Origin of the sequence: Rosistilla ulvae, assembly GCF_007741475.1 — a bacterium.
Classification (GTDB): Bacteria; Planctomycetota; Planctomycetia; order Pirellulales; family Pirellulaceae; genus Rosistilla; species Rosistilla ulvae.
In genome coordinates, this window is record NZ_CP036261.1 from 2,904,090 (window position 1) to 2,918,535 (window position 14,446).

At 57.2% G+C, this 14,446-nt stretch carries 12 protein-coding genes; 6 read left to right on the forward strand and 6 right to left on the reverse strand.

Annotation, left to right across the window (positions count from 1 at the left end):
- The first annotated feature begins 186 nt into the window (after positions 1 to 186).
- Positions 187 to 801 carry a sigma-70 family RNA polymerase sigma factor gene (locus EC9_RS10320; RefSeq protein WP_145344752.1) on the forward strand — a complete coding sequence of 205 codons (615 nt, stop codon included), beginning with the start codon at positions 187 to 189 and terminating at the stop codon, positions 799 to 801.
- Positions 798 to 2,405, forward strand: a complete 1,608-nt coding sequence (locus tag EC9_RS10325) for a serine/threonine-protein kinase (RefSeq protein WP_145344755.1) — start codon at positions 798 to 800, stop codon at positions 2,403 to 2,405. The genes EC9_RS10320 and EC9_RS10325 overlap by 4 nt, the downstream gene beginning before the upstream one ends.
- Before the next feature lie 420 nt (positions 2,406 to 2,825).
- Here EC9_RS10325 and EC9_RS10330 read toward each other — a convergent pair whose 3' ends face one another.
- Together EC9_RS10330 and EC9_RS10335 are read right to left on the reverse strand one after the other, a co-directional pair.
- The gene (locus EC9_RS10330; RefSeq protein ID WP_246106056.1) at positions 2,826 to 3,215 is read right to left on the reverse strand and encodes a hypothetical protein; all 390 of its coding nucleotides are present in this window, start codon (positions 3,213 to 3,215) and stop codon (positions 2,826 to 2,828) included.
- Positions 3,216 to 3,374: 159 nt separating this feature from the next.
- On the reverse strand, positions 3,375 to 4,361 hold the full coding sequence (locus EC9_RS10335; RefSeq protein ID WP_145344758.1) for a DUF1559 family PulG-like putative transporter: 987 nt from the start codon (positions 4,359 to 4,361) through the stop codon (positions 3,375 to 3,377).
- An 888-nt stretch (positions 4,362 to 5,249) separates the two neighbouring features.
- On the opposite strand from EC9_RS10335, the gene EC9_RS10340 reads away from it, so the two are divergent.
- The 3 genes from EC9_RS10340 to EC9_RS10350 all read left to right on the forward strand — a co-directional run bounded on the left by EC9_RS10340 (position 5,250) and on the right by EC9_RS10350 (position 9,802).
- Positions 5,250 to 6,905 (forward strand): sialidase family protein, encoded by a 1,656-nt coding sequence (locus EC9_RS10340; protein ID WP_246106057.1) that lies wholly within the window; start codon positions 5,250 to 5,252, stop codon positions 6,903 to 6,905.
- A gap of 273 nt (positions 6,906 to 7,178) precedes the next feature.
- The gene (locus EC9_RS10345; protein WP_145344761.1) at positions 7,179 to 8,351 is read left to right on the forward strand and encodes a PAS domain-containing sensor histidine kinase; all 1,173 of its coding nucleotides are present in this window, start codon (positions 7,179 to 7,181) and stop codon (positions 8,349 to 8,351) included.
- Positions 8,348 to 9,802 (forward strand): sigma-54-dependent transcriptional regulator, encoded by a 1,455-nt coding sequence (locus EC9_RS10350; RefSeq protein ID WP_145344765.1) that lies wholly within the window; start codon positions 8,348 to 8,350, stop codon positions 9,800 to 9,802. The genes EC9_RS10345 and EC9_RS10350 overlap by 4 nt, the downstream gene beginning before the upstream one ends.
- 72 nt (positions 9,803 to 9,874) lie before the next feature.
- On the opposite strand, the gene EC9_RS10355 is transcribed toward EC9_RS10350, so the two are convergent.
- Positions 9,875 to 10,972, reverse strand: coding sequence for a GTP-binding protein (locus EC9_RS10355; protein ID WP_246106058.1), 1,098 nt, complete (start codon positions 10,970 to 10,972; stop codon positions 9,875 to 9,877).
- Positions 10,973 to 11,100: 128 nt separating this feature from the next.
- Positions 11,101 to 11,430: an ArsR/SmtB family transcription factor gene (locus EC9_RS10360; protein ID WP_145344768.1), complete on the reverse strand. Its 330-nt coding sequence runs from the start codon at positions 11,428 to 11,430 to the stop codon at positions 11,101 to 11,103.
- 64 nt (positions 11,431 to 11,494) lie between these two features.
- Here EC9_RS10360 and EC9_RS26940 point away from each other — a divergent pair, with 64 nt between their 5' ends.
- Positions 11,495 to 12,280: a ferritin-like domain-containing protein gene (locus EC9_RS26940; protein ID WP_246106059.1), complete on the forward strand. Its 786-nt coding sequence runs from the start codon at positions 11,495 to 11,497 to the stop codon at positions 12,278 to 12,280.
- A 37-nt stretch (positions 12,281 to 12,317) separates the two neighbouring features.
- Here EC9_RS26940 and EC9_RS10370 read toward each other — a convergent pair whose 3' ends face one another.
- Both EC9_RS10370 and EC9_RS10375 read right to left on the reverse strand, forming a co-directional pair.
- Positions 12,318 to 12,617 (reverse strand): hypothetical protein, encoded by a 300-nt coding sequence (locus EC9_RS10370; protein WP_145094128.1) that lies wholly within the window; start codon positions 12,615 to 12,617, stop codon positions 12,318 to 12,320.
- A gap of 170 nt (positions 12,618 to 12,787) precedes the next feature.
- Positions 12,788 to 14,329, reverse strand: coding sequence for a 3-keto-disaccharide hydrolase (locus EC9_RS10375; RefSeq protein WP_145344771.1), 1,542 nt, complete (start codon positions 14,327 to 14,329; stop codon positions 12,788 to 12,790).
- Positions 14,330 to 14,446 lie beyond the last annotated feature (117 nt).

Below are 14,446 nucleotides of genomic sequence, written 5' to 3' on the forward strand. Positions count from 1 at the left end.
CGCAAAAACCACAAAATTCGGATTATCGTTAAAGCTGCCGCGTGGTGGCCGCCGGGTAGCCCGCAAGGGTGGACTTGCGTGCAGTATGGTGGTTTGCGTGCGGTTAGGTTGAAATACGTACATGCAAGTCAGCACCACCGATTTCGTGATCCGAGCAATACGAACGACTTGTCAGAGGTCAGTCGCATGAGCACTACTGCCGATGGATCGCCGCTAACCGACAATGAATTCCAGCGACTGCTGCGAGAAACACGCGCTGGTTGCGACGCGTCGTTGGGGAAACTGCTGGAGCCGCATCGTGAGCTTTTAACTCATGTTGCCCGGGCAAAGCTTGATTCGAAGATGCGAAAGAAGATGTCGGGCTCCGATTTGGTTCAAGACGCCTTCGCGGTGGCGACACGCGATTTTGGAGACTTTCGGGGCCAACGCCCTGAACTCCTCAACGCCTGGCTGTTAACGATTTTGAATCACCAGCTGATCGAAGGTTTTCGTCGGTTCAAGGTTTCCGAGAAACGGCGTCTACAGCGTGAATTGCCCGACGGGGAAAACTGTCTGAGCCAAACGGCAGATGACGGAGATTCGCCAAGTGCGGTGCTCTCTGCCAAAGAAGACGTGGCGCAACTGCTTGGCGCGATCGGACAATTGCCTGAAGAGCTACGCCAGATCGTACAGATGCGTTATCTCGACAACCGTACGTTTGATCAGATTGCGACAGAACTTAATCTGCCAACCTCCACCTGCCGACGTCGCTGGTTCGAAGCGATTCAAACGATTGGACACCAGATCGACGGTGCCGTGTGAGCGATTCCCGCAAAGACGTCGACGACCAAGCCCGCCGCGCAGCCGGATATGAACGTGCGCTCGCTTCGGATTCGGATCCAGTTGACGTTCGTTTTGAACAGGAACACGCCAAGACGGCCCGTGTGCTGCGGATGCTGAATACTGTTTTTGAGCGGGCCGAAGTGCCCCCGCCGGAACCTGTTCTGCCCGAGAAAATCGGACGCTTTGAAGTGTCGGGTTTGTTGGGACGCGGAGGGATGGGAACGGTCTATCAAGCGCGTGACCCCGAACTGGACCGTGACGTCGCGATCAAGGTGGCCCGCGTCGATGGCACTGACCCGGCCGAAATGCATCGTCGATTGCACCGCGAGGCGCGTGCGGTCGCGACGCTCGATCATCCCGGCATTGTTCCGGTCTATGAGATCGGGACGACCGATCAGGGACAGCGTTTTCTGGTGATGGCCCTGTGCGAGGGGGAGACGCTTGGGGCTTGGATCGAGCGGCAAACCGGCCCCATCGATCCGATACTTGCGGCGCGAACGATCGCTGACGTCGTCGATGCAGTTCAGTACGGCCACCAGCACAATGTGCTACACCGCGACCTAAAGCCGGCGAATGTTCTGTTGTTTCCCAACCGCGAGAACGGCGATTCCAACTCGCTGCCTTGGATCCCACGGGTGACCGATTTTGGGTTGGCATGCTCGATCGATCAGCGTCTAAAAGAAACCGGCAGCAGCGTCATGCTGGGCACCCCGCTGTATATGTCTCCCGAGCAAGCCCATGGAGGCGATGGAGAGGCAGGGCAGGCGACGGACATCTTTTCGATCGGGGCAATCTTGTACCATCTACTCACCGGATCGCCGCCATTTGCAGCGTCGAATTATCCGGCGGTATTGATGCGATTGCAGAACGACACGCCGGTGCCCATTTCGCAGGTGCTGCCAGAAATCGACAAGGATCTCGCCACGATTTGCATGAAGTGTCTGGAGAGAGTGCCTGAGGATCGGTACTCGCGTAGTGCGGATCTGGCCGCCGACCTACATCGATTTTTGGAGGGGGATGCCATCTCCGCACGCGCTCAGAGCCCGTGGCATCGATTGCGGCGGTGGAGCCAACGTCCCGCGCGGGTTTCCGATCTGTCGGCGGCGATCATCCTTGTCGTCTGCGCTCGGATTTTCTTTGGGATCGCAGGCTTGGTGGCGATTCCGATGTACGGTCAATCCGTCTTCAATCCGAGTGACATGGTTGAATCGTTGTTGGTCCATGGCTTGGTGATCATTCCGTGCGAGTTATGGACCATTTGGGCTGCGCGTCAAAACCAGCAACGTCGGCTCTCACCGGGTTTATATTGGATCGCGTATCTGCTTACGATCGCGTGGTGTTGCGTCACATGGATGATTGCCAGTGGCGTCTCGGGAGCGTCGTCATGGTACGATCGTAATCCCGATGCGCGTTTAATGACGTTCTTGATGATCAGTATCTTATATGGCGCCCAAACGATCTGTTGGTACCTCGCAGACTGGCGCAGGATAGAACCCGGGACGTCGCAACGACGCTGGCGGACCCTCAAACGCCTTGCCCTGATGGGACCGGTTCTCGCATTCGCAGCCGTGATGCTCTGGTAGCGTCTGGCTTGAGCCCAACGACGCGTCGCCATCGTTGTTCAACGACAATCAGCGTTCGACTTGAGGCCATGCCAAACGTTGTTTCAAAACAGCCAGTGAAATGCCACAAACGGTCCGTCGATCACCTCTGTTTCCGAAAGCCTTTGGCGTTTGCAAAGAAACGTCTCGTTGCCAGAGGAGCATCGATGCCGCAGTTGACGCAATGCCCATGCCACGCGACGGTGAAACAATCGCAACCGTCAATGTGAACGCCTCACGGTCATGCCCACCTGCAGGGCAAATGACGATCTCACCACGAGAACATTGTCCCCTGGGCGTGGCCCGGCTTGGCTTCATCGTTGGGTGCAAATTACCGAAGAGTGCCGCTTTGCGAGGCCTTCGGTTTGAAGGCCTCGCCGGACGGAAGCATCGGACGTGTCGCTACTTCGTCATGTCAATATCGAAGGAGTTGTCTCCCTGGGTGACTTCCAACTTGAGACCGCTTTGGCTTGGATCGCGGTACTTTTCGGGGATGTCTTTCACGGGGGCGATCTCGACAACCAGTTCCTCTTCCATCGACGGCGGCTGTTCGGGCGGAAGGACCGTCACGACGTAGCTGCCAGTTGGGATCGGCGTATTCGTTTTGTACTGCCCACCTTCCTGGAGCTCTTCGGAAATGCCCACACCAAGCTCGCTGCTGTAGAAGGTGACCACCCCTTGTTGGACAGGCTGCCCCGCGTAGGTGACGCGACCGCTGATCGTCCCCGAAGGATCTCCAGGGGAACTACCACAGCCGCTTACCCAAGGTAAAACCCCGATCCATACGATCACTGTGTAGAGAAACGCTGACGAACGACGGGTAGGGCATACTGCCACCATAAAATCACCTGAGCTTGAATTGTTTGTCGAACTTGCTGTGTTATTTGAAATGAATAGACAGCGCCCGGGTCGCCGCAATGGATGCGGCGACCGCAGCGCGCAAGTCAAAGTTTAGAACTCAGCAAGGACATTGCCGTCATCGCGGACAGAGAGTCGGCTGAGCGTGGTGAATTCCAATGTCTCAGCCAAGAAACGGACCGAACCGTCTGCCAGCAACACTTGGATACCGCCCGGGTGGAAGGAATTGAGAATGGTATTGCCAGCATAGGGCCTATCCGATTTTGGGACTGTATTGCCACCGGATTGCGCGGTTTTCGCATTGATCACGGAGGCCACCGTCGTGACGCCGGCGATGTGATGTGCCCCTGTCTTGGTCGATACGTCGCCGGAACTTGACCATCCGCGCCAGCCACCGTGGTAGTTGTTGCGATAGTCATTGGTTCCTACACGCCCCGATTGTTCGGCGACGAGAATCGCGTTGGACGTGCCATCGGTAATGTCGCGGAAGCTGAGTTCCTTCTCTGGGACAAGCACTCCCGTGTTGCAGTACACGCCGTACGAAGCTCCGGTTGAACAAACATTCGTGCGATTTGCCGGATCGGGAAACGCTCCGCTGATGCCGACGTAATCGTGGGTTTGCAGACGATCGTAATTGCACATGTTGCCTCCCGGTTCGTTGGATGGCAGGGCGCTCGAGGGACATTTATAGGTAGGCACCGTCAGGTCGATCAAAATCAAATTATTGCCGGTCGCCTGTTGTCCGTAGCTGCTGCTAGAATTGCATCCCGATAGCACATGGGCACCCTGGTCAACTTGGTCGTAAAGGTTCTCCTCTTCCAGTCCTGGTAAGATATAAAAACGCCAGTTGGGCCCGTTGGATCGCGACGCTCCGTTAGGGAATTTCCTGTAGGTGTCGTGGTGATTGTGCAGCGCCAGTCCCTGCTGCTTGAGATTGTTGCTGCATTGCATCCGCCGCGCCGCTTCCCGAGCTGCCTGCACAGCTGGCAAAAGCAGCCCAACCAAGATTCCAATAATGGCAATAACAACAAGTAGTTCTACTAGCGTAAAGCCGACGCGCATCGGTTGAGAGTGTTTCATCGCTTCATCCTTCCGGAACTAAACACGTGAACAAAAGGGCACAGCCAATCAGCAAGGCAATTACCCTAGAAGAAAAGGTAGATTAAAAGACTGACAGGCAGATGTCAAATAATCTTGCATCTTGTTGGCTGGGAGTGTTTGTCCATAAGGAGGTCTTTCGTTGACATGTCCGTTGACATTAATGGGACCCCACCGTGGCCTGGAGCCCAGTGCCTAAGGGCGACGTTTGGTAGATCGAAGCATGCAGCCGCACGCGAACCTTCCCATTGTCGGACAGCGTTCCAGTTTTTGGTGGCTTGTTGGCAAGCGAGAGTAAACCTCAGGGCTGCTAAGTGTTTGTGCTTAGAGCCGGACAGAAAACCGCGTTTCTAAAATGCGGTGCCAATCCAACGGGAGGTTTCGCTGTTCGCTTCTAAAAAAGTGTCTTCTCTGCGCTCTCTGCGGCTCTGCGTTAAAGTTTCCCTTTTTGCTACACACGGCGATTCTTTCGAGGAGCACGGGGTGATTGAAACGCAGGTCCGCCGAGGTTTTGCAATGCGAGCATCGGCAGGCTTCATCGCTTGTCCGCTTCTTAGGCAAATTTGCCGGCTCCCGCTCGCGTGGCGTTGCCCAAGGGAACCGGACGCAATCGCATGCCGGTTGATTCCTCGAATTGAAACAACGATTTAGCGTGGGTCCGAGACAGTGCCCACCCCACCGAACACCGGCGGATACGGTAGAATTCCATCCCACAGGCATCCGCACGAATTGAAGAAACGTAGCCGTTAAGGAATCCTTTCGCGTGACGTGTCCACGCGAATCACGCAGACGGTTGGTAAACGAAAATCGGCGACGCCCGCACTTACCTGAAGTCCGCCGCCCCCGAAACGAAGCTGTGACAAACGAAGCATGAATCTGCAAACACGACTCTTCCACATGGTGCTGCTTGCCACCCTCGTCACCAACCTCGCGGCGAGTGAACCCAACGGATCACCCGCTGACAAAAACGGAGCTGTTGTCGACGCGGTGCCTCGCGGAGGGGAGCGCCGAGACGGCGAACGTGCTGCGGGCTCGCCTGTCTACCTGGCGGCGAACGAGATGTCGATCGCGACGGGCAAACCCTCGTTGGTGCTGATGTCCAGCGGATCCACTCACATTCCCATCTGGTCGCTTTCGGGTGGCACAACGGGGCAGTCGGTCGCTGGAATCGTGAGCGGATTCCCGAACGACTGTGTCGCGGTGAAAGTCGAGATTTTTGTCACGACGACAGATCCGACAACCCGCCCCGAATACAACGACGTCTACCGAGTCCATCTGTCGCAGATGGTGGAGGATGCCCCGTTCACCGACAAGTATTTTTTGGGCAAGCCCGTTCCAACTGCGCTTCCCGCCGCGCCGTTTTACTCTCGAACGATCGTGCTGGAATCGTATTACGAAGTCGATCCGCAAGCTCCGTTGACGGTGCGGATCCAGCGGGAACCGGGCGATCCTAACGATTCGTTCACGCGGCCCGCGGGCCTAGCCATGGTCAAGGTGACGCCGCTGAAGGCACTTGCCGAGCCACACGTCGTGCAAGACGTAAGCGGCTACAACTCGTGGCCGATGATCCAGGCGATCGGCGAGAAACTTGTCTGCGTTTACAGCCGAGGCACAGCTCATTCGATCAAAGAGGATGTCCGCGCCGTCTTCGCACGCACCTCCAACGATGGCGGAAAAACATGGACGGCGGAGTCGACTGTCGCCGACACGCCGGGAGATGGAGAGGTCACCGTCGCCAAGGGACTCGATTCCACGGGAGCGATGCTGCTGTGGGTGCGGCGAATTGGGAAGCAGTGGAACCACGACCTCTATCGAACCACCGATGGGGTGACCTTCACGCGCGTCGCGACGCCGGAGCTTGCGGTGCAGCCGATGCAAATCACGGACGTCTTCGCGGTTCCCACGGTCGGGCTGATGTCGCTGTGGTTCGCGGGAGACTACAGCGACGCTGCGACGCAATCATGGGGAACGATGACCAGCCGCGACGACGGAGTCACGTGGACGCAGACCACCATCGAATCGGGATTGACCAAAGCGGATTGGCCGACCGAACCCTCGGCGGTTTATCTGGGCGACGGCAGGATCCTGGCTGTGGGAAGGACGGAGATCGCGCAGGGGCAATTCCAGCTGATCTCGACCGATTACGGAGCGACTTGGAAGCGTTCCCAAACCAACATCCTCGATGTCCGAGCCTCCACGCCCAGCTTGATCCTGGACGCCGAAACGGGTTTGCTGAGCAATTATTATTACGAACGTGGCAGAGGAATCTTGCGGCGCCGAGTCGTCGATCCCGACCGCGTGTTCGACCATCCGCTCGCCTGGCCAGCATCGGAGGCAGTCGCCATCGCGAGTCCCATCGCATGGGATTCGGGGAACGCAAACGCCACCGTGATCGGAAGCCAACACTACGTTGCTTTCTATTCCGGCGAGGCTCCCGACACGTCCGTTCTCGTTTCGGAGCTCCCGGCACCAACTGCATCGAATTCGCATTCACTCCGACCGCGTCCCGGATCGACGCGGAAATAGAAATAGAGGGACAGCTTCCAACGATTTTAATTCCGCTCGTCCGATCGATTGAGCGGCGGGGGGATCTAAGCGTATTGAACCCCGGGTGACAGACTGTCGCGAACGGGGGACAATAGCACTTGCAGATTCAGGCACGCGTTGTGCTATGTTAGCGTTTGGGGCATTCGCGGTGCTTGGAATGACGTTTTCCGAGCACCGGCATGATGGCCTCCTGCCACGCAGATTTCCGGCGGCGCTGAACGCCGCGATCGACTTCGAAAAAGCAGCCTGCCGATGCCGTACTCCCACCTCCGCGATGGGTCCCTCAACGACGTCTTCTTTCGTATCGTCGCCAACTCGACCTATGATTGGGAAAGTTGGCACGATCCGCACGGGAAATTGGTCTGGGTCAACGATGCGGTGAAACGGGTGACTGGGTATACGTCGCAGCAGTGCATGGCGATGACCGATTATCCGTTGCCAATCGTCGCTGAAAAAGATCGTCCGCGGATTCAAAGGATGCTCGACGATGCGGTTGCGGGAAAGTCGCACAACGATCTCGAGTTCGAGATCCTCACCTGCGACGGGCAAGCGCGCTGGATGGCCGTTTCTTGGCAGTCGATGTATGCCGACGACGGCAAACATCTCGGCTTTCGTACCAGCGTTCGCGACATCACCGATCGTCAGGGACTCAAGGACCAATTGCGGCTCTACACCGAACACCTGGAACAATTGGTGCAAGAGCGGACCGGACGGATCGCACAACTGGAGAAACATCGCCAGCAGATGGAGAAACTTGCCGCCTTGGGCGAACTTGCCGCTGGCGTTGCCCACGAAGTCAACAATCCGTTGGCTGGGATTCGCAATGCGTTCGCTCTGTTCCGCGACAGTTTGACGCCTGAGCACGAGCATTACGATCTGTTGGAGTTGGTCGACAAGGAGATCGAACGGATCAGTTCGATCATTCACCAGATGTATCAACTTTATCGCCGCAGCCCCCAACAGTCGTTTGAGTTTTCGATCGAAAAGTCGATCCGCGACGTGGCGACGTTATGCGATCCGATCGCGCGGCGACATCAGGTGACGCTGGTTACCGATTTTGATACCGAAGGAGAGATCGTCCGTTTGCCCGAAGGGGAATTGAAGCAGGTCCTGTTCAATCTGATTCGCAACGCGATCCAAGCCTCGCAGCCGCAGCAATCGGTTAAGCTCTCTTTGGAGGCCGAACCGGACAAGGTGCGAATCCTTGTCAGCGATGCGGGGTGTGGTATCGGTGAAGCCTCGCTGAATCATATTTTCGAACCCTTTTTCACCACCAAAAGCGAATTGAAGGAAGGCATGGGGCTAGGGTTGTCGGTGTCGCGAAACTTTGTCGAAGGGATGAACGGTAGCCTGACGGTACAATCTCGCGTCGGGCACGGCAGCACGTTTGCGGTGACGTTGCCTCGGAGGATAGAAACAGCATGACCAACCCGACCCAGAAAATTCTTGTCGCCGATGACGAACCGCTCTACCTGAGGACCACTGGCGATCTGCTTCGCAAGGCCGGCTATGCATGTGTCTGCGTTTCCAATGCGACCGAAGCGATGCGGCGGTTGCGTGAAGAATCGTTCGACCTCGTGTTGTCGGATCTCAGTATGCCGGGCAATTTCAAGCTGGAACTGCTGCACGATCAACGCAACCACCGCCCGACAGTCCCGATCGTAGTGATCACCGGCGTGCCGACGCTCCCTTCGGCGATCGAAAGCATTCGCTTGGGGATCACCGATTATCTGTTGAAGCCTGTCAAGTTCGAAGACCTTTTGGCCTGTGTACGACGTGTGCTCGCCAGCGCTGAAAACAAATCGACGCGTCCCCCCGTTCCGGTGCGCGGTCGCGATGAATTGGAAACGTTGTTCCCGCATATGATCGGCAAAAGCGAACCGATGTTGGAACTGTTCGAGATCATCGACCGCGTGGCTCCCACCGACACCAATGTCTTGATCACTGGCGAGAGCGGTACGGGGAAAGAGATTGTCGCCAGTACGATTCATTCGCACAGCCATCGCAGCGACGGCAAGTTCCAAGTCATCGACTGCACCGCGGTTCCCGAATCGTTGTTCGAATCGATGCTGTTTGGGCACAAGCGAGGGTCGTTTACCGGCGCGGTCGGCGAGGCCGAAGGGCTGTTGAAACAATGCGATGGCGGAACGGCGTTCATCGATGAACTGGGCGAACTCCCCGTGGCCCTGCAAGCAAAACTGTTGAGAGCCGTCCAGGAGCAGACCTTCATTCCCGTCGGCAGCCACACGCCGGTGACCGTCGATACGCGGTTTGTTTGTGCCACCAACCGCGATTTGGAAATGGAAGTCGCCGCGGGACGCTTTCGCCAGGATCTGTATTACCGCTTGGGAGTGATCCATATCGAAATGCCACCATTGCGAAATCGCGGCAACGATATCTTGCTGCTCGCCGATGCGCTGTTGGATAGCTTGCGTCCGCCGAATTCGGCTGTCGAAGGTTTTTCCGACGACGCCCGCGAAGCGCTGCTGCAATACGACTGGCCGGGAAACATCCGCGAGCTTCGCAATCTCATCGAACGCGCGCTCACGCTGGCCCCTGGCCCACTCGTGACCACCGCCGATTTGCCCGGAAAAGTGCACTCCTCATCCGCCTCCGGTTCGCATTTCAGCGTCCTTCGGGAGCACGTATCGTCGCTCGATGCATCCCCCTCCCCCACCGCAACTCTACCCGCCGCGCTCTCTAACGCGTCGCGCGAGGAAGCGATGGAAGCGGCCGAGTACCAGTATCTGGTTGGTTTGATGGAAATCCACGCCGGCAACGTTTCCGAAGCGGCGCGACAAGCGGGGCTGTCGCGGCAAGGCCTGCACAAACTGCTCAAAAAACATGACATCAATGCGGCGCAGTTTCGCTCCTAAGCCACGGCCGATCGAATTCCACGCCGCGGGGCTGATGGACCGCCGCGAATCGTGATGCGGAAGCATATTTGCCTAGTACTGCACGCGATGCGTCGGCGTTGGTCGGCCCGGTCGAAAGCTTTCCAATTGCTCCACATCCGCTTGGGCGGAGAAGATCGCCGCGGTGGCGGAGACCGCTGCGTCGACCAATTGCCGCAGTTCCTCGGGGGCCAGCCGAACGCGCGCGTTGATGATTGCTGTCGCCTTCGCCGCGTTCGCTGCGCTGGAAACCGACAGCACCGTCGCAGAATCGCTGTCGATCAGATTGGCGACGCTGACATCGTCGTTGCCGCTGCAGAGTACCTTTAGGTGGCCTGGTTCGGCGCCGACCTTTGACAAGCTTTGTCGCAGATGCTCGACAAGTTCAACGGCAACGCGATCCAAGGGCATCGGCGACGGGCTTTCAAAGACGGCCGTGGCGTTCAACCAGCCAAGCTCCGCTTCGCCATCGGCGTAGACGTCGTAATCGACCTCCATCGTGGCCTCGCGCGGCGAAGCGAGTTGTTGAAACGCTTCGTACAACGCGTCCAGGTTCTCGCCCGTCTTGGCCGAGATGCAAATCACTTGACGCCCCGGATACTGTTCGTCGACGCGAGCCTTCAGTTCGTCGACTTCCCCGTCGGACAGTTCGTCGATCCGGTTCAGTAGAATGATCTCCGATTCTTCCAACTGCTTGCGGAAGATGTATTCCGCCTTTTCCGAAAACCCACCGCCAGTTCCCGAAAGGATCTTCAAGCCGTGCTTCGGTTTTAAGATCACGGCGTAGGGGCTGTGAACGAATTTTTCGCCCAACCGCTCCATCATCGGAATCGCGATCGTGGCGATCAGATCGGTGCAACTGCCAACCGGTTCGGCAAGGATCACGTCGGGGCGACGACGCGATTCGAATTCGTCCATCGCGTCGGTCAGCCCGTCGAAGTTGCAGCAGAAGCAGGAGCCGGCGACCTCGTTGACTTCAAAGCCTTGGCTCTTCAACAGCTCCGTATCGACCAGCCCTGCGGCTTGATCGTTGGTCACGATGCAAACGTGTTTGCCATCGGCTTGAAAACGCCGGGCCAGCTGTTGAATCAGCGTCGTTTTACCAGCGCCAAGAAAGCCGCCGATCATGATGAAACGGATAGGGGATGTCATCGTGAGAACCTCAACGCATACAGGGCGTAATCAAGCGGGCCTTGGAGTGGCGTTTGAATAATGCTGCCGGAAATTGAAAGTATCTAAGCACCGACATTCTCACGAACGTCAGAATGATTGTCAATCATTCAGTCTCCTGATGCAGGGCCCATATCCAACTTGCAGCAACCGAAGTCCAACGCGCCGCGCCGTGTTTTCGCCTGGCCGCCCAGAACACCTTGGTTCAGTGAGTAATAGATAAACTTCCCCTCGCGCTGGGTGGTGACAAGGTTCGCGTGGTAGAGCACGCGCAGATGGTGCGAAACGGTCCCGATCTCTTGGTCGAGCGCCAACGCGAGGTCGGAAACACTCAACGGGCCTGATTGCAGCGCGCGGACGATTTGCAACCGCAGCGAATCCGCTATCGCCTTGAGGTAAACAGCACAACGGTCTTCGTCGGAGGGATTTGAATTTGCCACAGATCGGTTCCTGCGTGAGTGAGTGCATTGCGGCCTGGCAATTTATCAGAATATCAGTTCTGCGTTGAGGACGCGAAGTCGCGATACCCCGGCGGTTTGTGATGTTAGTCTGCAGCCTGCCTCCGGTCCGATCGACGCACTCGACGATGCTTTGACGGGGTGCCTTTCGAACGCAATTATTGACTCTTTCCGAAGCGTCCGCCGGAAAGTTTTATCCGGCCGCTCGACACTCAAACGCGGGCAACTGAGACTCACTTTCAAGACCACGGAATATATCGAAAAACCAGCGGATAACGCCATTTTCTGGTCTTCTGCTTGGCCTGTAATCTCGATAGGCTTCAAGTGTACCCCAACGATTACAGACTGCTTCCAGCTCAAAAGGAAACTCATCATGGCAAGCCAAGAACTGATCACCCAACTGAACGAAATTCTCAAGCACGAATGGACCGGCGTCGCACAATACTCGCAGGCCGGATTCATCATTGAAGGTGTCTGGCGCGAAGTTTACGCCGACCGTTTTCTCGGCGACGCGAAGGAATCGTTTGGCCACGCGCAACTGGTCGGCGACAAGATCGTCGCATTGGGTGGCGTGCCCGTTGCAACTCGCAACGAGATCCGACAATCGCGCGACCTGCAAGAGGTTCTGCAGTTCAGCCTGGAATTCGAAGCCAAGGCGGTAGAAATGTACGAAAAAGCCTTGGAACTCGCTGAAGGAAATCGCCCCTTGGTGATCTTCCTGGAAGATATCCTCAAGGACGAACAAGAGGGCGTGGACGAATACACCAAGCTGCTGCGTAATTCGTCAGCTGCCGGTGCCGCTGCGACCCACTCGGCCAAGAAGTCCGGCTAAGCAATCCGGCCTTGCAGAAAAAGAACCGCGGCGAGGGTTAGCCTACGCGACTGGCCGCGGCTTCGCTGAAACTGAGTACCGCTGGCGACGCTCCACCGCTCCGACAGGGGCGTTGCAGTTTGCGAGCGGTATTGCTGGTCAGAGCCATCTTTAATCCGGGCAATTGCTCCGGCTCGATCGCAATGCAGCTTTGCGTGAACCAGCCTACATCTTGAGAAAACGTTTCTTGACGCAGCACCAAGCGGTCTGCGTCGCCATCGCATCGTTGAATAGCAACGACCAAGCGGTGACGTTCATCGTCGGTCGGGAAGACGTTTAAGAGGGTTTCGTTACTCAAGGGAATCGCCATTTGGGATCTGTTGATAACCGGTCTCAATATCACCATGGTATCCAGTCCAAGCCAGCCGTCAACGAGCGGCCGACTCGTGACTGGAATTATTTTGGAAATCATGTGAAAAGTCCCCCCCGACACGGCAGCGATGCTGCCGGTCGCAAGGAATCTCGCGATCAATAGGGGAGTTCGCGGAGGTAGATGTTCTTGAAGAACAGCTCGCTGCCATGGTGTTGCAGTTCGATCTGGTCCGCTCGGGCGAGCGGTTCCTTGCCGGTCTTGTCCCAGTAATTTTCCAGCGCCACGCGATCGACGATCAGTTTTTTGTTCAGCCAGATGCTGACCTTTTCGCCCACCATGCGAATGAAAAACGTGTTCCATTGCCCCGGCGGATTGTCGGCCAGCGTGGTGGGAGCGTTTCGCCAACGCTTGTTGTTCCAAAGTCCTCCCGAACCGAGATTGCGGCCGTTGCGGTAGGCGGCGACCCATGCGAGGGCGTCGGCGGGAGGCGACTGGCCCGGTTTCACGCGTGGATCCCAGGGGTCCCAGATTTGAACTTGCGGCGTGCCTCGCAGATACAGACCCGAATCGGCTCCGGGGGGAATCTTCCAATCGATGTACATTTCAAAGTCGCCGTAGTCTTTGTCGGTACACAGGCTTTGTCCCTTGCCGTCGTAGGTCAGCACGCCATCGACGACGCTCCAGTGCGCCCGCATGACCTCGTCGGCCGCCGCTTGGGCCGCTTCCAGTTCCTTGCCCGCTAGTGCACGGCGGCGATTGGCATTGCCATCGGCGAGCCCCTTCCAGCCGCTGAGGTCTTTGCCGTTGAACAGGCTGACAAAACCTGGCGGCGGTGTGTTGTCGACTTTCGATGTGGCAATGGGGGGCGAGACGCTGTAATCGGCGATCTTCAGGTTGCGGAATTCGACGTGGTCGTTGTGCCCGGACAGCACCAGATGGCCTTTGCGAACATCCTTGCCTGGATGCGATTTGCCATCGATCGGCATTTGGTCGTCCAGGAAGACGTCGACGATGACCGCTCCGTTAAGGATCACGATGATGTGGTCTTCGATCGCGACAATCGTCTGCGTGTTCCATTGGCCAACCGGTTTCAGGTACCCTGTTTTTGCGGGGAAGATGCCGTAAACCGAACCATGGACCTGCCACGGCTTCAGTTTGTTGATGCGTTGCGTTTTCCCATTTCCCAGATCGATCTGTGCGTTGTATTTGTCACCGTCGTGATCGAGGATTTGAATCTCCATCCCGTCGGTCGATGGGTGCCCACCGGCGGGAACTCGAATCCCGATTCCGTTGTTGCCGCTGGGTTCCAACTTGAATTCGAACTGGAACGCAAAGTCACCGTACTCCTTCTCGCTGAGCAGCAGTTTGGCTCCTTTCTGACAAACCAATACGCCATCCTGGGCAACATAGCCCTTGGTGTCTCCCTGCCAACCGGTCAGATCTTTGCCGTTAAATAGCTCCGTCCAGGTCGCCGCATCGGTGAGCCGGGCAGCGACCGCTTGGGCCGCCGTCACGTTCGGATCGGGCTTGGCCTCCTTTGCGATCGCCGAACCGGCAACCAGGCTGATGTAGAGCCAAGCGAACTGCCACCGCTTCAAGCTGGTCAGCTTCCCAAGCCAGGAAGACTTGGTCGGCGAAGTCGATGCAGAGTGTGGGGCTGGGGGGAGCGAGACGCCGGGGATGCGGAACCTATTCATGGCAGCAAATCTTGGGCAGCAGGGTGGGCAATTAGTTCAGGTGGGAGAGGGCGGAGCGAAGTCCCCGCTGGAGAGCAAGTATAGCAAGTTCTCGCCCAATTACCGAAACCAGAGTCT

Bases quoted from the DNA above. Each gene is read 5' to 3' on its own strand.
- EC9_RS10320 (WP_145344752.1), top strand. From the start codon at position 187: ATGAGCACTACTGCCGATGGATCGCCGCTAACCGACAATGAATTCCAG.
- EC9_RS10335 (WP_145344758.1), bottom strand. From the start codon at position 4,361: ATGAAACACTCTCAACCGATGCGCGTCGGCTTTACGCTAGTAGAACTA.
- EC9_RS10340 (WP_246106057.1), top strand. From the start codon at position 5,250: ATGAATCTGCAAACACGACTCTTCCACATGGTGCTGCTTGCCACCCTC.
- EC9_RS10345 (WP_145344761.1), top strand. From the start codon at position 7,179: ATGCCGTACTCCCACCTCCGCGATGGGTCCCTCAACGACGTCTTCTTT.
- EC9_RS10350 (WP_145344765.1), top strand. From the start codon at position 8,348: ATGACCAACCCGACCCAGAAAATTCTTGTCGCCGATGACGAACCGCTC.
- EC9_RS10355 (WP_246106058.1), bottom strand. From the start codon at position 10,972: ATGACATCCCCTATCCGTTTCATCATGATCGGCGGCTTTCTTGGCGCT.
- EC9_RS10375 (WP_145344771.1), bottom strand. From the start codon at position 14,329: ATGAATAGGTTCCGCATCCCCGGCGTCTCGCTCCCCCCAGCCCCACAC.